This is a genomic window from Falsirhodobacter xinxiangensis (assembly GCF_004959935.1).
GTDB classification, from domain to species: Bacteria; Pseudomonadota; Alphaproteobacteria; order Rhodobacterales; family Rhodobacteraceae; genus Falsirhodobacter; species Falsirhodobacter xinxiangensis.
This window is the reverse complement of sequence record NZ_SMYN01000018.1, coordinates 16,217-35,170: the sequence shown is the minus strand read 5'-3', so window position 1 is coordinate 35,170 and position 18,954 is coordinate 16,217. Positions and strand designations below refer to the sequence as shown.

General features: G+C 63.4%; 15 protein-coding genes and 6 tRNA genes. 6 read left to right on the top strand and 15 right to left on the bottom strand.

All coding sequences use genetic code 11. The annotated features are described in order from the left end of the window. Positions 1 to 259: 259 nt before the first annotated feature. From E2K76_RS16535 to E2K76_RS16515, 5 genes are all read right to left on the bottom strand, one after another. Positions 260 to 336, bottom strand: a tRNA-Asp gene (locus E2K76_RS16535). 28 nt (positions 337 to 364) lie between these two features. Further along, positions 365 to 441 (bottom strand) — tRNA-Asp (locus tag E2K76_RS16530). A gap of 28 nt (positions 442 to 469) precedes the next feature. Further along, a tRNA-Asp gene (locus tag E2K76_RS16525) sits at positions 470 to 546 on the bottom strand. A gap of 28 nt (positions 547 to 574) precedes the next feature. Beyond that, positions 575 to 651 (bottom strand) — tRNA-Asp (locus E2K76_RS16520). A gap of 64 nt (positions 652 to 715) precedes the next feature. Further along, positions 716 to 792, bottom strand: a tRNA-Asp gene (locus E2K76_RS16515). Positions 793 to 972: 180 nt separating this feature from the next. Between E2K76_RS16515 and lexA the strand changes: the two genes are divergently transcribed. After that, positions 973 to 1,659 carry a transcriptional repressor LexA gene (gene lexA, locus E2K76_RS16510; protein WP_136685555.1) on the top strand — a complete coding sequence of 229 codons (687 nt, stop codon included), beginning with the start codon at positions 973 to 975 and terminating at the stop codon, positions 1,657 to 1,659. On the opposite strand, the gene E2K76_RS16505 is transcribed toward lexA, so the two are convergent. Continuing rightward, the gene (locus E2K76_RS16505; RefSeq protein WP_136685554.1) at positions 1,653 to 3,674 is read right to left on the bottom strand and encodes a ComEC/Rec2 family competence protein; all 2,022 of its coding nucleotides are present in this window, start codon (positions 3,672 to 3,674) and stop codon (positions 1,653 to 1,655) included. The genes lexA and E2K76_RS16505 overlap by 7 nt on opposite strands. An 80-nt stretch (positions 3,675 to 3,754) precedes the next feature. Here E2K76_RS16505 and gltX point away from each other — a divergent pair, with 80 nt between their 5' ends. The 3 genes from gltX to E2K76_RS16490 all read left to right on the top strand — a co-directional run bounded on the left by gltX (position 3,755) and on the right by E2K76_RS16490 (position 7,718). Then, positions 3,755 to 5,155: a glutamate--tRNA ligase gene (gene gltX / locus E2K76_RS16500; RefSeq protein ID WP_136685553.1), complete on the top strand. Its 1,401-nt coding sequence runs from the start codon at positions 3,755 to 3,757 to the stop codon at positions 5,153 to 5,155. A gap of 66 nt (positions 5,156 to 5,221) precedes the next feature. Beyond that, a complete protein-coding gene (gltA, locus tag E2K76_RS16495) occupies positions 5,222 to 6,508 on the top strand; it encodes a citrate synthase (RefSeq protein WP_136685552.1) in 1,287 nt (428 codons plus the stop codon). Between the two features lie 148 nt (positions 6,509 to 6,656). Then, positions 6,657 to 7,718: a glycerophosphodiester phosphodiesterase family protein gene (locus tag E2K76_RS16490; protein ID WP_136685584.1), complete on the top strand. Its 1,062-nt coding sequence runs from the start codon at positions 6,657 to 6,659 to the stop codon at positions 7,716 to 7,718. Between the two features lie 197 nt (positions 7,719 to 7,915). On the opposite strand, the gene E2K76_RS16485 is transcribed toward E2K76_RS16490, so the two are convergent. The 4 genes from E2K76_RS16485 to tgt form a co-directional block, all read right to left on the bottom strand. Beyond that, a tRNA-Val gene (locus E2K76_RS16485) sits at positions 7,916 to 7,990 on the bottom strand. 77 nt (positions 7,991 to 8,067) lie between these two features. Next, complete coding sequence (lon, locus tag E2K76_RS16480) at positions 8,068 to 10,476, bottom strand: endopeptidase La (protein WP_136685551.1); 2,409 nt, start codon at positions 10,474 to 10,476, stop codon at positions 8,068 to 8,070. A 207-nt stretch (positions 10,477 to 10,683) separates the two neighbouring features. Further along, positions 10,684 to 11,766, bottom strand: a complete 1,083-nt coding sequence (locus E2K76_RS16475; protein ID WP_136685550.1) for an alkene reductase — start codon at positions 11,764 to 11,766, stop codon at positions 10,684 to 10,686. A gap of 54 nt (positions 11,767 to 11,820) precedes the next feature. Continuing rightward, the gene (tgt, locus tag E2K76_RS16470) at positions 11,821 to 12,948 is read right to left on the bottom strand and encodes a tRNA guanosine(34) transglycosylase Tgt (RefSeq protein WP_136685549.1); all 1,128 of its coding nucleotides are present in this window, start codon (positions 12,946 to 12,948) and stop codon (positions 11,821 to 11,823) included. A gap of 235 nt (positions 12,949 to 13,183) precedes the next feature. On the opposite strand from tgt, the gene E2K76_RS16465 reads away from it, so the two are divergent. Further along, entirely contained in the window at positions 13,184 to 14,542 is a 1,359-nt protein-coding gene (locus E2K76_RS16465) for a dicarboxylate/amino acid:cation symporter (protein ID WP_169053356.1), read from the top strand. Between the two features lie 68 nt (positions 14,543 to 14,610). On the opposite strand, the gene E2K76_RS20420 is transcribed toward E2K76_RS16465, so the two are convergent. The 3 genes from E2K76_RS20420 to gatB are packed head-to-tail and all read right to left on the bottom strand — an operon-like array spanning position 14,611 to position 16,492. After that, entirely contained in the window at positions 14,611 to 14,760 is a 150-nt protein-coding gene (locus tag E2K76_RS20420) for a hypothetical protein (protein WP_169053355.1), read from the bottom strand. Further along, positions 14,760 to 14,981, bottom strand: coding sequence for a hypothetical protein (locus tag E2K76_RS16460; RefSeq protein WP_136685548.1), 222 nt, complete (start codon positions 14,979 to 14,981; stop codon positions 14,760 to 14,762). The genes E2K76_RS20420 and E2K76_RS16460 overlap by 1 nt, the downstream gene beginning before the upstream one ends. Further along, complete coding sequence (gatB, locus tag E2K76_RS16455) at positions 14,981 to 16,492, bottom strand: Asp-tRNA(Asn)/Glu-tRNA(Gln) amidotransferase subunit GatB (protein WP_136685547.1); 1,512 nt, start codon at positions 16,490 to 16,492, stop codon at positions 14,981 to 14,983. The genes E2K76_RS16460 and gatB overlap by 1 nt, the downstream gene beginning before the upstream one ends. Positions 16,493 to 16,679: 187 nt before the next feature. Between gatB and E2K76_RS16450 the strand changes: the two genes are divergently transcribed. Continuing rightward, positions 16,680 to 17,267, top strand: a complete 588-nt coding sequence (locus E2K76_RS16450) for a transglycosylase SLT domain-containing protein (RefSeq protein WP_136685546.1) — start codon at positions 16,680 to 16,682, stop codon at positions 17,265 to 17,267. Here the strand turns inward: E2K76_RS16450 and E2K76_RS16445 are convergent. Together E2K76_RS16445 and E2K76_RS16440 are read right to left on the bottom strand one after the other, a co-directional pair. Then, positions 17,264 to 18,004 carry a sulfite exporter TauE/SafE family protein gene (locus E2K76_RS16445; protein WP_220432274.1) on the bottom strand — a complete coding sequence of 247 codons (741 nt, stop codon included), beginning with the start codon at positions 18,002 to 18,004 and terminating at the stop codon, positions 17,264 to 17,266. The genes E2K76_RS16450 and E2K76_RS16445 overlap by 4 nt on opposite strands. A 48-nt stretch (positions 18,005 to 18,052) precedes the next feature. After that, a complete protein-coding gene (locus E2K76_RS16440) occupies positions 18,053 to 18,934 on the bottom strand; it encodes a lysophospholipid acyltransferase family protein (protein WP_136685545.1) in 882 nt (293 codons plus the stop codon). Between the last annotated feature and the right edge of the window lie 20 nt (positions 18,935 to 18,954).

The following is an 18,954-nucleotide window of genomic DNA, read 5'->3' as shown; positions in this document are numbered from 1 at the left end:
TCTTTCTGTGCGACGACCGATCTTACGCGGACCGGCGCACCAATCACCGCACCGACGGGATTCCCCACGCCGAATACCTGCTCTATCCCGAGATGATCGGCGCCGCCATTGGTGCCTTCATCGCCTCAGAGGAAGTTGCACCGGCTCGCCTGCCCGGCTCGCTTCCGTTGGCAGGCTCGGGACTTCTTGGCGGATTGCGCTTGCGACGCCGGAAGTGCTGAAAAATACGAAAGCCGCCCCGAAGGGCGGCTTTTGAAAATGGCGCGGTTGACGGGGCTCGAACCCGCGACCCCCGGCGTGACAGGCCGGTACTCTAACCAACTGAGCTACAACCGCACAGCGTTCTTCGGGACCTTTGGCGAAATGGCGCGGTTGACGGGGCTCGAACCCGCGACCCCCGGCGTGACAGGCCGGTACTCTAACCAACTGAGCTACAACCGCACAGCGTTCTTCGGGACCTTTGGCGAAATGGCGCGGTTGACGGGGCTCGAACCCGCGACCCCCGGCGTGACAGGCCGGTACTCTAACCAACTGAGCTACAACCGCACAGCGTTCTTCGGGACCTTTGGCGAAATGGCGCGGTTGACGGGGCTCGAACCCGCGACCCCCGGCGTGACAGGCCGGTACTCTAACCAACTGAGCTACAACCGCACAGCGTTCTTCGGGACCTTTGGCGNCTACAACCGCACAGCGTTCTTCGGGACCTTTGGCGAAATGGCGCGGTTGACGGGGCTCGAACCCGCGACCCCCGGCGTGACAGGCCGGTACTCTAACCAACTGAGCTACAACCGCACATTTCGTCGTCCGGTCCCACCGAACGTTGGGGGGTAATACGCAGAGCCATCGGCCCCGTCAAGCGCCGTTCAAAGGAAAAATGCATCCGCCCGAAATTTCCTGAAATCCCCGCAATCGCTTGACACAAAAAGGGAACACGGGCAGAACAGGAAAGGAACCAAAGCCTAGGGGGATGCGATGCTGACGCGCAAGCAGATGGAACTGCTGGATTTCATCAAGCAACGGATGGATCGCGACGGTGTCCCCCCTTCTTTCGACGAAATGAAGGAAGCCTTGGACCTGCGGTCCAAGTCCGGCATCCACCGCCTGATCACTGCGCTGGAAGAACGCGGCTTCATCCGCCGCCTCGCCCACCGCGCCCGCGCGATCGAGATCGTCAAACTGCCCGAAGCGATGGAAAAGCCCGGCTTCGCCCCCCGTGTGGTGGCTGGCGACCGGACGAACCCGCCGCGCGGCGCGATGCAGGTCACGCCCATCGACGCGCTGGAACTGCCCGTCATGGGCAAGATCGCCGCCGGCATCCCGATCGAGGCGATCCAGCAGGTCACCCACCATATCGCGGTTCCCGGCACGATGCTTTCGGGCCGCGGCCAGCATTATGCCCTGACCGTCGAAGGGGATTCGATGATCGAAGCGGGGATCAACGACGGCGATACGGTCGTGATCCGAGAGCAATCGACGGCGGATAACGGCGACATCGTGGTTGCGCTGGTCGATGGCCACGAGGCGACCCTGAAACGCCTGCGCCGCAAAGGCGGGATGATCGCGCTGGAGGCTGCGAATGTCGCCTATGAAACCCGCATCCTGCCCGAGTCGCGTGTGAAGGTGCAGGGACGCCTGGTCGGCCTGATCCGCAGTTACTGACGCATCCAGAGGCGGCTGCCGTCCAACGCGTTTCGGAACAGCAACCGACCGTCGTCGGGCCAGACCGCAATCGCCCCGGTTTCGGCGAGCCTCGCCCGGTCGATCACGAGGCATCCTTCCGGGGTGTCCTCGACTTCGGCAGCCAGGATCACGAGGAGGGATTCGGCGCAGGCATCGGCCACCAGATCGCGCGCGCCGCGGCCCTTCAGATGGATCGCAGGCCGATCGCCCAGCATGAAACGGCGCGCGCCTTGCGGTCCGGAAAACCCCCCGCGTTCGGCGGCATCTGCCTGCGAGGCCAGATCGCCGTCATCCTCCAGCCAGACACCCGCGGCGAAACCGGACCCTTTCGGCGCCGAGAAGACCCGCCCCTCGCGCCCCATGATCCCGACCAGCGCGCCATCCGCTGAGATCAGAACCGGCGGACGTTGATGCCCGCCCCAGACCAGCAACGCGATCCCGAGGGCAAGCGCCCCGCCCCACCGCGCCCGCCCCGGCCACAGCATCAGCCACAGCGCACCCACCGACATCAGCGGCAAGACCAGCGGCCCGGGCGACTTGATCCCTGTCACCGCCCCCTCCCACCCCGCGATCAAATGAGCGACGGCAAGAATCCACCGCGCGCCCAGCTCCATCAAAAGCAATCCGGGCTGCGGCAGGCCGAAGGGTGACAAAAGTGTCGCGACGACCGCCCCCGGCATGATCAGCGTGCCCATCGCCGGAACCGTCAGCAGGTTTGCCAGCAACCCATAATCGGTGAAACGGTTGAAATGCACCGCCGCGATCGGCCCCGTCGCCAGCCCGCCCAGCACAGAGGACAGCACCGCGGTATAGACCGGCAACAGCCAGCGCGGCGCGCGTTCAGTGAAAGTGCGCCGGTCGATCACGCCAAATCCCCAGACCAGCATCACCGTTGCCGCCATCGACATCTGGAACCCGGGGTGCAGCAAGGATTCCGGTTGCCACAGCAGCAGCATGACCGCCGACAGCGCCACCGTCCGCATCGACAGCGCACGGCGGTCGCACAAAATCGCGCCCAGCATCACCGCCGACATCAGGAACGCCCGCTCGGTCGCGACATTGCCGCCCGACAGCGCCAGATAGAAGCCCGCAACCCCAAGCGATGCTGCCGCCGCCAGCTTCTTGGTGTTCAGCCGCAGCGCCAGCGGTGGCACCAGTGCAAAGCCATAACGCAGGATCGCGAATGTGAACGCGACGAGAAAGGCGAGGTTCATCCCCGAGATCGCCAGCAGGTGCGAAAGGTTCGAATCGCGCAGCGCATCGGTCGTCTCATGCGTGATGCCCGAGCGATCCCCTGTCACAGACCCCGAGGCGAAGGCCCCTGCCTGCCCCGGTATTCCCGCCTGCACGCCCGCCGACAGATAGGCGCGCAGGCGGTTGATCCATTGTGTCCCGGCCTCGGGCGCGGCGAGGGTCAGGACCGGGGTGCGGGAATAGCCGATGGCACCCAGCCGGTCGAAGAAGGCCATGCGGCGAAAATCGAATCCTCCCGGTTCTGCCGGGCCCATGGGCGCATCAAGATGCCCCGTCAGGATCACGGTCGAGCCGGGGCGGATGGGCGCAGGCGGCTCGGCATGAAGCGACAGGCGGACCTTGGCGGGGGTGCGGTCCGGCGCGGTCCGCTCCAGCACCACCCTGTCCAGCGTCAGGCGCAGGCGGTCCGATTGCGAGCGGTCCACCTCGATCACCCGCCCCTCGATCGCGCCATAATATCGGAACCCGATGATCGGAGCCTTTTGCACATGCGCCCGCACTCCCGCAGCGAGAAATCCGAGCGCGATGCAGATCGCGGCGATCCCCAAAGGGTGCAGCAAAGGACGGAAGACGAGCAATATCCCCGCGGCCAGCAAGACCAGCGCCGCACCATAGGATCGCGGCCCCGGCTCCCACCCCGGCAGGAACCACAACCCGATCCCGGTGGCGATCAATACCGGCACGAAGGGAAAAAGGTGACCCCGCGCGCGTTCCAGCGCCAGAAGCGGATGGCCCCACACCTTGTTTCCCGCCCCCGGATTGCCTAATCAGTTGGCGCAGAACCTAGCCTCAGCATGGTTTCCGAAAGGTTAACGTCCCGATGTCCCAACAAGTCGTCACCCGCTTCGCTCCCTCGCCCACCGGCTATCTTCACATCGGCGGCGGGCGGACGGCGCTGTTCAACTGGCTGTATGCACGCGGGCGCGGCGGCAAGTTCCTGCTTCGGATCGAGGATACCGACCGCGAACGGTCCACACCCGAGGCGACGGAGGCGATCCTGCGCGGTCTGACATGGCTCGGGCTCGACTGGGATGGCGACGTCGTCAGCCAGTTCGACCGGAAGGACCGCCATGCCGAGGTTGCGCATCAGATGCTGGCCAAGGGCGCGGCGTTCAAATGCTTCTCGACGCAGGACGAGATCGAAGCCTTTCGGGAGGCCGCGCGCGAAGCCGGCACTTCGACGTTGTTCCGCTCTCCCTGGCGCGACGCGGACCCGTCCACCCATCCCGACGCGCCCTTCGTCATCCGAATGAAAGCCCCGCGCGAGGGCGAGACCGTCGTGCAGGACGAAGTCCAAGGCACGGTGCGATTCCGCAACGACCAGCTTGACGACATGGTGGTGTTACGTTCGGACGGCACACCGACCTACATGCTGGCCGTGGTGGTGGACGATTACGATATGGGCGTGACGCATGTGATCCGGGGCGACGACCACCTGAACAATGCGGCCCGCCAGCAGATGGTTTATGACGCGATGGAATGGACTGTCCCGGTCTGGGCGCATATTCCCCTGATCCACGGGCCGGACGGCGCAAAGCTGTCGAAACGCCATGGCGCGCTGGGCGTCGAGGAATATCAGGCGATGGGCTACCCGGCATCGGGGATGCGCAACTATCTTGCGCGGCTGGGCTGGAGCCATGGCGATGACGAGATCTTCACCTCGGATCAGGCCAAGGAGTGGTTCGATTTCGGCGGCATCGGCAAGGCCCCGGCGCGACTCGACTTCAAGAAGCTGGAGAATGTCTGCGGCCATCACATCGCGATGACCGACGATGCTGCGCTGTTGCAAGAACTTGAGGCATTCCTCGCGCGGACCGGCGCTGCGGAACTGACGGGAAAGCAGCGCGAGTTGTTCCTGCAAGGGATGTATTGCCTCAAGGAACGCGCGAAGACGTTCCCGGAACTTCTTGATAAGGCGCAATTCCTGATGGCCGACCGACCGATCGTTCCGGACGCTGCTTCGGCCAAATCCCTGGATTCGGCATCCCGCGGTATACTGTCAGATTTGACGCCGCGCCTGCGAGATGCTAGCTGGAACAAGGAAGGTCTGGAGCCAGTTCTGACAGGTCTGGCATCCGATCACGGAATAGGTTTCGGCAAGCTCGCCGGCCCGATCAGGGCGGCACTTGCAGGGCGCAGCGCGACGCCCAGCGTCTACGACATGATGCTGGTCATCGGTCGCGACGAAACGATTGCGCGGCTGGAGGATGCGGCGGCCTGACCGCCCTTCTTCGGCCTTGGGTTTGCGGGGGCCATCGCGTCCCCTGAAGTGGAGAGGGACGACCCTATGACGAAAAGCGCCTCACTGACCTTTGGTGACAAGACCGTGGAGCTTCCGGTCCGCAGCCCTACGGCAGGACCCGATGTGCTCGACATTCGCAAGCTGTACGGCGAGCTGGACGTCTTCACCTATGATCCGGGCTTCACCTCGACCGCCTCCTGCGACAGCTCGATCACCTATATCGACGGCGATGTGGGCGAGCTTCTGCACCGCGGCTATCCCATCGAGCAGCTGGCAGAAAAGTCCTGCTTCCTCGAACTGTGCTATCTGCTGCTTTACGGCGAACTGCCGTCCCCCGAGGAGATGGACAAGTTCCGCACGACCGTGACCCGTCACACGATGGTGCACGAGCAGATGCACAACTTCTTCCGCGGTTTCCGTCGCGACGCGCACCCGATGGCCACAATGGTCGGCGTGGTCGGCGCGATGTCGGCTTTCTATCACGACTCGACCGATATTTCAGACCCGTGGCAGCGTGAGGTCGCAGCCTTCCGCCTGATCGCGAAACTGCCGACGATCGCCGCGATGGCCTATAAATATTCGATCGGCCAGCCATTCGTCTATCCGCGCAACGATCTGGATTACGCGTCGAACTTCCTGCACATGTGTTTCTCGGTCCCGGCCGAGACGTATGAGGTGAACCCGATCCTGTCCAAGGCCATGGACCGGATCATGATGCTGCACGCCGATCACGAACAGAACGCCTCGACCTCGACGGTGCGTCTGGCGGGGTCTTCGGGCGCGAACCCCTTCGCCTGCATCGCGGCCGGCATCGCCTGCCTCTGGGGCCCGGCCCATGGCGGCGCGAACCAGGCCTGTCTGGAAATGCTGCGCGAAATCGGGACGGTGGACCGCATCCCGGAATATATCGAAAAGGCGAAGGACAAGAACGACCCGTTCCGCCTAATGGGCTTTGGTCACCGCGTCTATAAAAACTTCGACCCGCGCGCCAAGGTCATGAAGGAAAGCGCCGACGAAGTGCTGGAGCTGATGGGCATCCACAACAACCCGACGCTGCAAGTGGCGAAGGAGCTGGAGCGGATTGCGCTGGAGGATGAGTATTTCATCTCCAAGAAGCTGTATCCGAATGTCGATTTCTACTCTGGCATCATCCTTGACGCGATGGGCTTCCCGACGTCGATGTTCACGCCGATCTTTGCGCTGTCGCGCACGGTCGGCTGGATTTCGCAATGGAAAGAGATGATCTCGGACCCGGCGCTGAAGATCGGCCGCCCGCGCCAGCTTTACACCGGCCCGGCCAAACGCGATTATGTCGATCTGGCCAAGCGCTGACAAAGAAGCCCGCCGAAAGGCGGGCTTTTGCTTTGCCGGGGACGTTTAATCAATTTTTAACATGAACGTCACTCGACCGTCATACGGGACACCTAGGCCCGTTGCAGGGATTTTATCCCTCAACTGACGGATATCGAAGGATTTCACCATGAAGCACCTGCCGCATGTCGCGGGCGGGGCGCTGATGGCGCTTGCGCTCTCGGCCCCTTTTGCCCAGTCAGCCACAGTGAACACCCTGTCGGGCAACGCCCCGGCCGTGATCGCGCATCGCGGAGCTGCAGCCTACCTGCCTGAAAACTCCACCGGCGCTTACGAGCTTGGCGCGTTCCAAGGCGCGGAATATATCGAAACCGACGTGATGATGTCGTCTGATGGTGTCGGCATCATCATGCATGACGCGACATTGGACCGGACCACCAATGTTGAAGAGCTGTTCGCGCCCCGCAACGGCGGATATGCCGTCGGCGATTTCACCGCAGCCGAGATCCAGACCCTGACCGCGCAGCCCACCGGCCCTGCGGATTGGACCTATCCCGGCTTCACCCCCTCGCACCCCGACCCTTATCGCGTCACGACCTTTGCCGAGTTCCTCGACAACGTGACCGCCTATAACGAAGCAAACGGCACCAATGTCGGCATCGTGGTCGAGGCGAAGGAAGCGGAATATCGTCCCGACATGAACCGCCACATCGCCGAGACTCTGGCGGCAAAGGGCTTCACGGGTGCCGAGGACAACGTGATCCTTCAGGCGTTCTCGTTCCAGAACACCGCCGAACTTGCCGATCTGGCCAACGAGTTCAGCATCGATGCAGGCATCCACCAGCTTGGCTCGCCTGGTTTCGAGGATGGCGAATACGGTGTGAACTGGGCGGGCACGTTCCTGAGCCTGCTGGACCTGTCGGCCTATGTGGACAGCGTTGCGGTGCATATCAGCGATATCCTCGGCGCGGAATTCGTGTCGGCTGCGCATGACCTCGGCCTTGGCGTCAACGTCTGGACGCTGCGCCCGACGAGCCTGGAGGAAGCCTTCGCCCAGATCCAGCCGCTGATCGACATCGGCGTGGATGGCATCATCACCGACAACCCCGACTATGCCCGTGCGGTCGTCGATTCGCAGGTCCCGGCCCCGGTTCCGGTCCCCGCCGCACTGCCGATGCTCGTGGGTGGTCTGATCGTTTTGGGCGGGCTTGCCCGGCGCCGCAAACATTGACCAATCAAGGTCCGCCTCAGGGCGGACCTGTCTCATTAGCCATGTCTGAACAAGCAACTTGGCGACGTGATTTTTGCGCGCCAATAATGCCAACGCGGACGGCCCGGATTGGTTCGCATATGTATTGTTTTCAGCTTTTTCGCCCCTCAGTTGGAAACCGTCCGGGCCACCCTTGCGGGGCTGAAATATGATCGGGATGGTGGGCGATGAGGGATTTGAACCCCCGACATCTTCGATGTGAACGAAGCGCTCTACCACTGAGCTAATCGCCCGATGCGCGGGGTTTAACCGCTCGCTCCGGCGGCTGCAAGAGGAAAAAACCGCGCCTTTTCAGGCGCGGTTTCTATTTTCAGTGGGCAGTCTGGCTGGGTTGGTTTTCCGCGGCAGCCTTGCGCGCAAGCGCCGCGGCCTCCTCGGCTTCCTCGTCCCACTCCACAGGCTCGGGCTGGCGAACCAGCGCCTCGCGCAGAACTTCGCGGACATGCGTGACGGGGATGATCTTCAGCCCTTGCTTCACGTTCTCCGGGATCTCGGCCAGGTCTTTTTCGTTCTCGGCCGGGATCAGCACCGTCTTGATGCCGCCGCGCAGCGCGGCCAGCAGCTTTTCTTTCAAGCCGCCGATCGGCAGCGCGTTGCCGCGCAGCGTCACCTCGCCCGTCATGGCGATGTCCTTACGCACCGGGATGCCGGTCAGCACCGACACGATGGAAGTCACCATCGCCAGACCGGCGCTCGGGCCATCCTTGGGCGTCGCGCCTTCGGGAACGTGGACGTGGATGTCCATCGTCTCGAATTTCGGCGGCTTCACCCCAAGCTGTGGGCTGATCGAACGGACGTAGCTGGAGGCAGCCTCGATCGACTCCTTCATCACGTCGCCCAGTTTCCCGGTCGTCTTCATCCGACCCTTGCCCGGCAGGCGCAGCGCCTCGATCTGCAGAAGCTCGCCCCCGACCGAGGTGTAAGCCAGACCCGTGACGACGCCGACCTGATCTTCCTTCTCGGCCAGACCATGCTTGTGACGTTTCACGCCAAGGAAATCGCCGACCGTTTCCGCAGTCACTTCGACCGTGGTGGCCTTGCCCTTCACGATCTCGGTCACGGCCTTCCGGGCCAGTTTAGCCAACTCGCGCTCCAGCGAGCGCACGCCCGCCTCGCGGGTATAGGACTGGATGACTTCGGTCAGCGCCTCGTCGGTCACGCTGAACTCGCCTTTCTTCAGGCCGTGGTTCGTGACCTGCTTCGGCACGAGGTGCGTCTTCGCGATCTCGCGCTTCTCATCCTCGGTGTAGCCGGACAGCGGAATGATCTCCATCCGGTCCAGAAGCGGCCCCGGCATGTTGTAGCTGTTGGCCGTGGTCAGGAACATCACGTTCGAAAGGTCGTATTCGACCTCAAGATAATGGTCCGCAAAGGTTGCGTTCTGTTCCGGGTCCAGCACCTCCAGCATGGCCGAGGCAGGATCGCCGCGGAAGTCCTGACCCATCTTGTCGATCTCGTCCAGAAGGATGAGCGGGTTGGTGGTCTTGGCCTTCTTCAGCGCCTGGATGATCTTGCCGGGCATGGAGCCGATATAGGTCCGGCGGTGGCCGCGGATCTCGGATTCGTCTCGCACGCCGCCCAGCGAAATGCGGATGAACTCGCGCCCCGTCGCCTTCGCAACCGACCGCCCCAGCGAGGTCTTACCCACACCCGGAGGGCCGACGAGGCACAGGATCGGCCCCTTCAGCTTGGTCGCACGCGCCTGCACCGCCAGATACTCGACGATACGTTCCTTGACCTTTTCAAGCCCATGGTGATCGGCGTCGAGGATTTCCTGAGCCTTGCCCAGATCCTTCTTCACCTTCGATTTCACGCCCCACGGCACACCCAGCAGCCAGTCGAGGTAGTTGCGAACCACCGTCGCCTCGGCGCTCATCGGCGACATGGATTTCAGCTTGCGAACCTCGGCATCAGCCTTCTCGCGCGCTTCCTTCGACAGCTTGGTCGCGGCGATGCGGGCTTCCAGCTCGGCAACCTCGTTCTGGCCGTCCTCGCCGTCGCCAAGTTCCTTCTGAATGGCCTTCATCTGCTCATTCAGGTAATACTCGCGCTGCGTCCGCTCCATCTGCGACTTGACGCGGGTCTTGATCTTCTTCTCGACCTGCAGAACGGACATCTCGCCCTGCATGTGGCCATAGACCTTCTCAAGCCGCTCGGCGATGTCGAGCGTCTCCAGCAGCGCCTGTTTCTGCGCCACGTCGATGCCAAGGTGACCGGCCACGAGGTCGGCCAGACGCGCAGGGTCGCGCGCCTCGGACACGGCGGAAAGCGCCTCCTCGGGGATGTTCTTCTTGATCTTGGCGTAACGCTCGAACTCGTCGGCGACCGCGCGCAGCATCGCCTCGACGGAATCCGCGTCGCCGGGCAGCTCGGTCAGCTCCTGGGCCCGCGCTTCGAAGAAGGCGTCGTTGGGGATGAAATCGGTGATCCGCACCCGCTGCTTGCCTTCGACCAGCACCTTCACGGTCCCGTCGGGAAGCTTCAGGAGTTGCAGGACGTTCGCCAGAACGCCGGATTTATAGATACCGTCGCTGCCCGGATCGTCCACGGACGGGTCGATCTGCGACGACAGCAGGATCTGGCGATCCTCGCTCATGACTTCTTCCAGCGCGCGGACCGATTTCTCACGCCCGACGAACAGCGGCACGATCATGTGCGGGAACACCACGATGTCGCGCAGGGGCAACACGGGATAGCTGTTGGCGAATGCTTCGTTCATTCTTTGTCCTTTCGCAGGAAGGCTCCGGTCCCGATCATCGGCGACGCACGGCCCTCCCCGGTGGTATGCCACCATATCTGGTAGCCCTGCCCCCGACTGTCAACCACGCCGCAGCGATCGGGCATTCTGCGCGGATGGCAGGTCGGGGGCAAGGGATCATCGGGCTCATATTGCCACGATTCGGTTACTTTTTCGCAATAAATGCGATCATCCGGCCAGTTTGGGATAATCGGTGTAACCTTTCGCCCCACCACCATAGACATTTTCGGTCGCGGGCGGGTTCAGGGGTGCATTCTTCGCCAGACGCTCGGCCAGGTCGGGATTCGAGATATAGGGCCGCCCAAAGGCCACCGCATCCGCCTCGCCGCTGTCCACCGCACGGATCGCCAAGTCGCGGTCATAACCGTTATTGGCGATATACGGCCCCGAGAAACGCTTGCGCAGCGCCTGCATCGCGCCCTCCGGCCAGTCGCGTCCGCCCCCCGTCGCACCTTCGATGGCATGCAGATAGGCAAGGCCCAGCGGCTCCAGCGCGTCGATCACCTGCTCATACAGTTCCACCGACTCCGCATCCGGGCCGATCCCGTTGCCGGGCGAGAAGGGGCTGATCCGCACACCCACGCGGTTCGCATCCCAGACCGTCAGCACGGCATCCATCACCTCGCGCAGAAGGCGCAGGCGGTTGTCCACCGGACCACCATAGGCATCGTCGCGCTTGTTGGTGCCCGAGCGAAGGAACTGCTCGATCAGGTATCCGTTTGCGGCGTGAATCTCGATCCCGTCGAAGCCCGCCTCCTTGGCATTCACGGCGGCCTGACGATATTCCTCGACCAGACGCGGCATCTCGGACGTCTCCAACGCGCGAGGGGTCGATGCCGGAACGTAATCCGTCCCGTCATGCGACATCGCCTCCGCGCGGATGGCCGAGGCTGAAACCGGCGCCTGCCCGTTCGGCTGCAGATTCACATGCGAGATGCGCCCCACATGCCAGATCTGAAGCACGATCTTGCCACCCTTGGAATGAACAGCCTCCGTCACCTTCTTCCAGCCGGCAATCTGCGCGGGGCTGTAGATGCCGGGCGTCGCGATGTAGCCCTTCCCTTCGGGAGAGATCTGCGTCGCCTCGGCGATGATCAGGCCCGCACCCGCGCGCTGGGCATAGTATTCGACATGCAGGTCGTGCGTCACATCACCGTCGCCCGCGCGGCTGCGGGTCAGCGGCGCCATGACGACACGGTTCTTCAGGTGAATCGCACCAAGTTCCACCGGCTCGAACAACTTATCCGACATGAGGCTCTCCATTCGTTGCCCATGTCATCTAAGCGCGGCATCGCGCCGCACAAGTCACAGCCGTTCGATATCGCCCGCCGCCCGCGGGGCATGGAAAGCCGTGACGAACGAGGGCAGATACCCGCCCGCGATCGCGTCGCGCAGACCCTGCATCAATTCCTGATAGTAATGCAGGTTGTGCCACGTCATCAGCATCGACCCGATGATTTCCTGCGCCCGCGTCACGTGGTGCAGATAGGCGCGGGAATAGTTGCGGCAGGCCGGGCAGGTGCAAGCCTCGTCCAGCGGGCGCGGGTCGTCCTGATGGCGGGCATTGCGGATGTTGACCACCCCGTGCCGCGTGAACGCCTGCCCCGTCCGCCCCGAACGTGACGGCAGAACACAGTCCATCATGTCGATCCCGCGCTCCACGGCGCCCACGATGTCGTCGGGCTTGCCCACGCCCATCAGATACCGTGGCTTGTCTTCGGGCAGCATATCGGGCGCGTAATCCAGCACAGAGAACATCATCTCCTGCCCCTCGCCCACCGCCAGACCGCCGACAGCATATCCGTCGAAGCCGATCGCGCGCAGCTTCTCGGCGCTCTCGGCCCGCTGATCGGGGAAGACGCTGCCCTGCTGGATGCCGAACAGCGCATGGCCCGGGCGGTCGCCGAACGCATCGCGCGAGCGTTGCGCCCAGCGCATCGACAGTTCCATCGACTTCCTCGCCACCGCTTCCTCGGCCGGGAACGGGGTGCATTCGTCAAAGGCCATCACGATGTCAGACCCCAGAAGTCGCTGGATTTCCATGCTGCGTTCGGGCGTCAGGTTGTGGGTGGAGCCGTCGATATGGGATTTGAACTTCACCCCCTGCTCGGTCAGCTTGCGCAGGCCGGTCAGGCTCATCACCTGAAACCCGCCGCTGTCGGTCAGGATCGGGCGTTCCCAGTTCATGAACTTGTGCAGGCCGCCAAGCCGGTCGATCCGTTCGGCGGTCGGGCGCAACATCAGGTGATAGGTGTTGCCCAGCAGGATGTCGGCCCCGGTCTGGCGCACGCTTTCGGGCATCATCGCCTTGACGGTCGCGGCAGTTCCGACGGGCATGAAGGCGGGCGTCCGGATCTCGCCACGCGGGGTGGAGATGACCCCCGTTCGCGCCTTGCCATCCGTTGCGGCGATGCTGAATCCGAACCGTTCCATTCTGCTGCCCCCGTTGCTGCAAGCGCCCCTCTTGTGCCAAAAATCCCGTTTTGGAAAGGCCCGCCCCGCCAGATTATTTTTCGCCCCTTCCCCGCAGAAAACGCATAGCGGCCATGCATTTCGCGCGTTTTCAACCACTTGCCACTTTCTGACGCCTTCCTGACGGGCGGTATCTAAGCCCTTCCATGTGCTGTAGAAACCCCCTCCAGCGCGAGGACCGCGAGGAGGAAATACGTTGCATATCGACCACACGGCCCCCGAGGCGGGCGGCCCGAAACCGTTCTACAGCCATCTTTACGTTCAGGTGATCGTCGCCATCGTCGCAGGCATCACCCTCGGGCACTTCTATCCGCAGATCGGCGAAAGCCTGAAGCCGCTGGGCGATGCGTTCGTGCGGCTGGTCAAGATGATCATCGCGCCCGTCATCTTTCTGACCGTCTCCACCGGCATCGCCGGGATGAGCGATATGAAGAAGGTGGGCCGCGTCGCGGGCAAGGCGATGATCTACTTCCTGACCTTCTCGACCCTTGCGCTGGTCGTGGGTCTGGTGGTCGCCAACCTGATCCAGCCGGGGTCGGGGATGAACATCGACCCGGCAACGCTGGATGCGGGCGCGGTGTCGCAATACACTCAAAAGGCCCATGACACGACGATCACCGGGTTCCTCATCAACATCATCCCGCTGACCGTGGTGGGTGCCTTCGCCTCGGGCGACATTCTGCAGGTTCTGTTCTTCTCGGTCCTGTTCGGGGTTTCGCTGGCTATGGTCGGGGATCGCGGCAAGCCGGTTCTGGATTTCATGCAGGCGCTGACCTATCCGATCTTCCGGCTGGTCGCGATCCTGATGAAGGCGGCACCCATCGGGGCCTTCGGCGCGATGGCCTTCACCATCGGGGCCTATGGCATCTCGTCGGTGATCAACCTCGCCTTCCTCGTGCTGTGCTTCTATCTGACGGCGCTGCTGTTCGTGCTGGTCGTTCTGGGCGCGGTCGCGCGCTACAACGGGTTCTCGATCATCAAGCTGATCAAGTATCTGAAAGAGGAACTGCTGCTGGTCCTCGGCACCTCGTCCTCCGAAGCCGCCCTGCCTTCGCTGCTGCAAAAGATGGAACGTGCCGGCGCGTCGCGTTCGGTCGTGGGTCTGGTCGTGCCGACCGGGTATTCGTTCAACCTCGACGGCACCAACATCTATATGACCATGGCGGCGCTGTTCATCGCGCAGGCGACGAACACCGAACTGACGCTGGGGCAGGAAATCCTGTTGCTGGCCGTGGCGATGCTGTCGTCCAAGGGCGCGGCGGGCATTACCGGTGCAGGCTTCATCACGCTGGCGGCGACGCTGTCGGTCGTGCCGACCGTTCCGGTCGCGGGCATGGCGCTGATCCTTGGTGTTGACCGCTTCATGTCCGAAGTGCGCGCGCTGACCAACTTCATCGGCAACGCGGTCGCCACGCTGGTCGTCGCCCGTTGGGAAGGCGAGCTGGACGAAGCGGCGATGAACGACGCGCTGAACGGCAACCCGCGCCCGCTGGCGTCCGAGGCTCCGACGCCGAACCAGCCCGCGTTCAAGGATGGTGTGCTGTCTGCCGACTAAGACAAAAGCCGCCCTTCGGGGCGGCTTGCACAAGGAACAAGAAAGCCGCTCGAAAGAGCGGCTTTTTATTATTCGGCGGGGTGATGGTGTTTCCGGCGGGCAATCTCTGCCATTTCCCGGTCCACGCGGCGCGACATCTCGCGCACGATCAGCAGACCGCCTGCGCCAAGCGCCAGCGCAACAAGCGGGATACCGTAGTTGAAGAATTCCATGGTCATCACTTAACCCCTTTCTTCACATACCGTAGTATATAGACCCCAAACGCATGAAAAGCGAGTCCGCCGAACACCCAAAGCGCCATCGACTTGATAGGCACATCATAGCCGGCGGCGGCGGGCCTGAAAATCCCGCCGATGATCAGACCAAGGCCCAGCGCATTATAGAAGGACGCGACCAGTTTCACCCGCTCGTTGAAGCCGAGGATCGGGTCGCGTTCCATCAAAGACCCAGCTTGCGGTTCACCAATTCGTTCACCGTCGCGGGCGCGGCCTTGCCGCCGGTGGCCTTGATGACCTGACCCACGAACCAGCCCGCCAATTTGGGGTTGGCCTTGGCCTTTTCCACCTGTGCGGGGTTGGCGGCGATGATCTCGTCCACCGCAGCCTCGATCGCGCCGGTGTCGGTCACCTGCTTCATGCCGCGCGCGGCGGCCACTTCGGCCGGATCGCCGCCTTCCGTCCAGACGATCTCGAACAGGTCCTTGGCCATCTTGCCCGAGATTTCGCCCTTGGCCATCAGGTCCAGGATACCGCCAAGCTGCGCCGCGGAAACCGGAGACGCCTCGATCGACAGCCCTTCCTTGTTCAGCCGTCCGAACAGTTCGTTTATGACCCAGTTCGCAGCCTGCTTGCCGTCACGGCCCTTTGCGACCTCCTCGAAGAAGTTCGCCGCATCCAGTTCCGCCGTCAGCACGTTGGCGTCATAGTCGGTCAGCCCGAAATCGCCCATGAACCGCGCCTTCTTGGCGTCGGGCAGTTCGGGCATCGTGGCGGCGATACCATCCACCCAAGCCTGCTCGATCTCCAGCGGCAGCAGGTCGGGATCGGGGAAATAGCGGTAGTCATGCGCCTCTTCCTTGGACCGCATCGACCGCGTCTCGTTCCGGTCGGGATCGTAAAGGCGCGTTTCCTGCGTGACGGTTCCGCCATCCTCCAGAATGGCGATCTGGCGACGCGCTTCGTAATCGATGGCCGCCTGGATGAACCGCATGGAGTTCATGTTCTTCAACTCGCAGCGCGTTCCCAGATGCGAGAAGTCCTGCGTCGCCTGATATTTCTCATACTGGCCCGGGCGGCAGACCGACACGTTCACGTCGGCGCGCAGGTTGCCGTTCTGCATGTTGCCGTCACAGGTGCCAAGATAGCGCAGGATCTGGCGCAGTTTCACCACATAGGCCGCGGCTTCCTCCGGCCCGCGGATGTCGGGGCGGCTGACGATCTCCATCAGCGCGACGCCCGTGCGGTTGAAATCGACGAAGCTGCTGTTCGGGTCCATGTCGTGGATCGACTTGCCCGCGTCCTGTTCAAGATGGATGCGTTCGATCCGCACCACGCGCCCGACGCCCGGCCCCATCTCGACCAGCACCTCACCCTCGCCCACGATGGGGTGGTAAAGCTGACTGATCTGATACCCCTGCGGCAGGTCGGGATAGAAGTAGTTCTTGCGGTCGAAGGCCGAACGCAGATTGATCGCAGCCTTCAGCCCCAAACCCGTGCGCACCGCCTGCTCGACGCAGAATTCGTTGATGACCGGCAGCATCCCCGGCATCGCGGCGTCCACGAAGGCCACATGGCTGTTCGGCTCTGCCCCGAATCCGGTCGATGCGCCCGAAAACAGCTTGGCGTTGGAGGATACCTGCGCGTGGATCTCCATCCCGATGACCAGTTCCCAGTCATGCAGCGCACCCGCGATGACTTTGGGTTTCGGGTTCTCGAAGGTCAGGTCCAGCATCGTCACATCCTTTTTCGCACGGTCTTTCTAGGCCCTGACGCCCCCATCGGCAAGGGCGGGCATCCGCCCGAGACATGAGCAAAAGCGGCGGATTCACGCCGAGCGGAATCCCGCGTCTTGCCAGCCCCCCGTCAGATCGTCAGAAGCACAAGGCCGCGCACGGACGCGGTGCCACGTTTCCGGACCAATGCAAGCCAAGACCCTTTTCCTCGGTGCCCTCCTCGCGCTGCCCATTTCCTGCGGTGCGACCTCCACCACCTCGGCCCCCGTCGTCGATACGACCCCGGCCATGCGGTGGGACTTCCGCCCCGAGGCGAAGACATGGACCGCGACGACCCTCGACGCCATCGGGCAGAAGGATCTGACCTCGCTGGTGCCGTCCGACATCGAGACATGGTGCCCCGGATACGAGAATGCCAGCGAAACCGACCGTCAGGCCTTCTGGTCGGGCATCCTGTCGGCGCTGGCGAAGCACGAATCCACATGGAACCCGCAAGCTTCGGGCGGCGGCGGCAAATGGATCGGCCTGACACAGATCGCACCCTCTACCGCCCGCGCCTATGGCTGCGAGGCGACCAGCACCGGCGCGCTGAAGAACGGCGCCGCGAACCTGTCCTGCGCGGTCGAGATCGCAGCGGTGCAGGTCAGCCGCGACAACATGGTGGCCGGCGGCGGCAACCGGGGCCTCGGCCGCGACTGGGCTCCCTTCCGCAGCGATGCCAAACGGTCCGAGATGGCCGCCTGGACGCGCTCGCAATCCTACTGCCGCGCCTAGATCAGGCGCAGCCCCGCCGTCGCGATGATCACGCAAGCGACGGCGACCATCAGCGGCTTCACCGGAACCTTCTTCAACACGAAGGCCCCCAGCGGAGCCGCCAGCACCCCGCCCACGATCAGCCCCGCCGCCGACGAAAGCTCGGCCCAGCCAAGCGAGGCGATGAACGTGGCCGAGATCACCAGCGTCACCATGAACTCCGTGAGGTTGGTCGAGCCGATGACCTTCTTGATGTCATGCCCCCGGCCCACCAGCGTCGAGGTCACCATCGGTCCCCATCCGCCACCGCCGATCGCATCCAGAAACCCGCCGATGCTACCGATGAACGGCACCGCGCGGTCGTGCATCTTGCGCTGGCGCAGCGGGCGCAGCGCCTTCCACAGGATGAACACCCCGATCCCGATCAGATAGACCGAGATGAACGGCTCGATCACCGATCCGTCGATGTTCGACAGAAGGAACGCGCCCAGTGCGCCGCCGATCATCCCCGCCGGGGCCAGCCGCCGCACCAGTTTCCAATCCACATTCCGATGCAGCGCGTGCGACGTTCCCGAAGCCGCAGTGGTGAAGCATTCGGTCACATGGGTCATCGCGCTGGCCGTCGCGGGCGGCACGCCCATCGCCAGAAGGCTGGAAGTCGCCAGCACACCGAAGGCCATGCCCAGCGCCCCATCCACGATCTGTGCCGCAAAGCCGATCAGCAGGAACAACGCGAAATCGCTTGTCAGAAATTCCATTCACTCTCCCAGAGCGTCGAACCGAATCTGGTCGAGCAGTCGAAAATTTCAGGGGCTGGTCAGGCGGGCGGCGGGCCGCTCGCCCCAAAGGCGGGTCATCTGCACAAGGCTGACGGCGGGGGCATATTCGCCGCCCAGCGCCAGCGTTTCGGCACGCAGCATCTCGATCCCCTCTTCGGACTTGGCGGGGATGCGGTCTGCCGGAATCGGGTGGCCCATCGTCAGCCGATAGGGCTGGCGGTGCTTGTTCAGCACCTCGTGGAACAGGGTGATGTCGCGCAGGGTCGGGTGGATCAGGTCGAACAGATAGAACAGCGTCGAATTGCGCGCCCGGATATTCAGCGGGATCACCGGCAGATCGAACTTGCGCGCGATCATGGCCGCCGACGCCATCCACGGACGCTCCATCAGCTTCAGCCCGGTCCGTTTCGCCAGCCGCCCGGACGGGAAGATGACGCCAAGCCGCCCGGCCTCGATAGCCTTGCGGGTGTAATCCATCGTCTCGCGCGTCTTCTGCATCGACCGTTTCTCGGGCCGCCATTCGACGGGCGCGATCAGGTCAGCCATCTGCGGCATGACGCGCAGGATGTCGCTGTTGGCATAGAAGAACAGGTCCGGCCGCAGCGGCTGGATCAGGTGATGCAGGATCACCCCGTCCGCGATTCCCGTCGGATGATTCGCCACGATCAGCGCAGGCCCGTTGCGCGGCAGGTTTTCCAGCCCGGTGATCTGGATGTCCTTGGCGATCAGCTTCGCAACCTCGCCCATCAGCTGCGGGGTGGTCAGGTCACGATACTGTTCGGCCAGAGCCAGCGTTCTTGGATAACCAAGAACGCGGGTCAGGGCGTTGTAGGCAAGACGATGATGCGGACGACCGGAGAACAACCAGGGTGCCCGTTCCGCAATGAGGGGGTCGATACGTTCTCTCATCTTTCTACCTGACGGCGACG

What these genes read in the sequence shown, in the direction of transcription:
- gltX (WP_136685553.1), top strand. Translation starts at nt 3,755, where the DNA reads ATGTCCCAACAAGTCGTCACCCGCTTCGCTCCCTCGCCCACCGGCTAT.
- lon (WP_136685551.1), bottom strand. Translation starts at nt 10,476, where the DNA reads ATGAACGAAGCATTCGCCAACAGCTATCCCGTGTTGCCCCTGCGCGAC.
- E2K76_RS16460 (WP_136685548.1), bottom strand. Translation starts at nt 14,981, where the DNA reads ATGGAACGCGACCCGATCCTCGGCTTCAACGAGCGGGTGAAACTGGTC.
- E2K76_RS16475 (WP_136685550.1), bottom strand. Translation starts at nt 11,766, where the DNA reads ATGTCGGATAAGTTGTTCGAGCCGGTGGAACTTGGTGCGATTCACCTG.
- E2K76_RS16490 (WP_136685584.1), top strand. Translation starts at nt 6,657, where the DNA reads ATGAAGCACCTGCCGCATGTCGCGGGCGGGGCGCTGATGGCGCTTGCG.
- E2K76_RS16440 (WP_136685545.1), bottom strand. Translation starts at nt 18,934, where the DNA reads ATGAGAGAACGTATCGACCCCCTCATTGCGGAACGGGCACCCTGGTTG.
- E2K76_RS20420 (WP_169053355.1), bottom strand. Translation starts at nt 14,760, where the DNA reads ATGACCATGGAATTCTTCAACTACGGTATCCCGCTTGTTGCGCTGGCG.
- tgt (WP_136685549.1), bottom strand. Translation starts at nt 12,948, where the DNA reads ATGGAACGGTTCGGATTCAGCATCGCCGCAACGGATGGCAAGGCGCGA.
- E2K76_RS16445 (WP_220432274.1), bottom strand. Translation starts at nt 18,004, where the DNA reads ATGGAATTTCTGACAAGCGATTTCGCGTTGTTCCTGCTGATCGGCTTT.
- lexA (WP_136685555.1), top strand. Translation starts at nt 973, where the DNA reads ATGCTGACGCGCAAGCAGATGGAACTGCTGGATTTCATCAAGCAACGG.
- E2K76_RS16450 (WP_136685546.1), top strand. Translation starts at nt 16,680, where the DNA reads ATGCAAGCCAAGACCCTTTTCCTCGGTGCCCTCCTCGCGCTGCCCATT.
- gatB (WP_136685547.1), bottom strand. Translation starts at nt 16,492, where the DNA reads ATGCTGGACCTGACCTTCGAGAACCCGAAACCCAAAGTCATCGCGGGT.
- gltA (WP_136685552.1), top strand. Translation starts at nt 5,222, where the DNA reads ATGACGAAAAGCGCCTCACTGACCTTTGGTGACAAGACCGTGGAGCTT.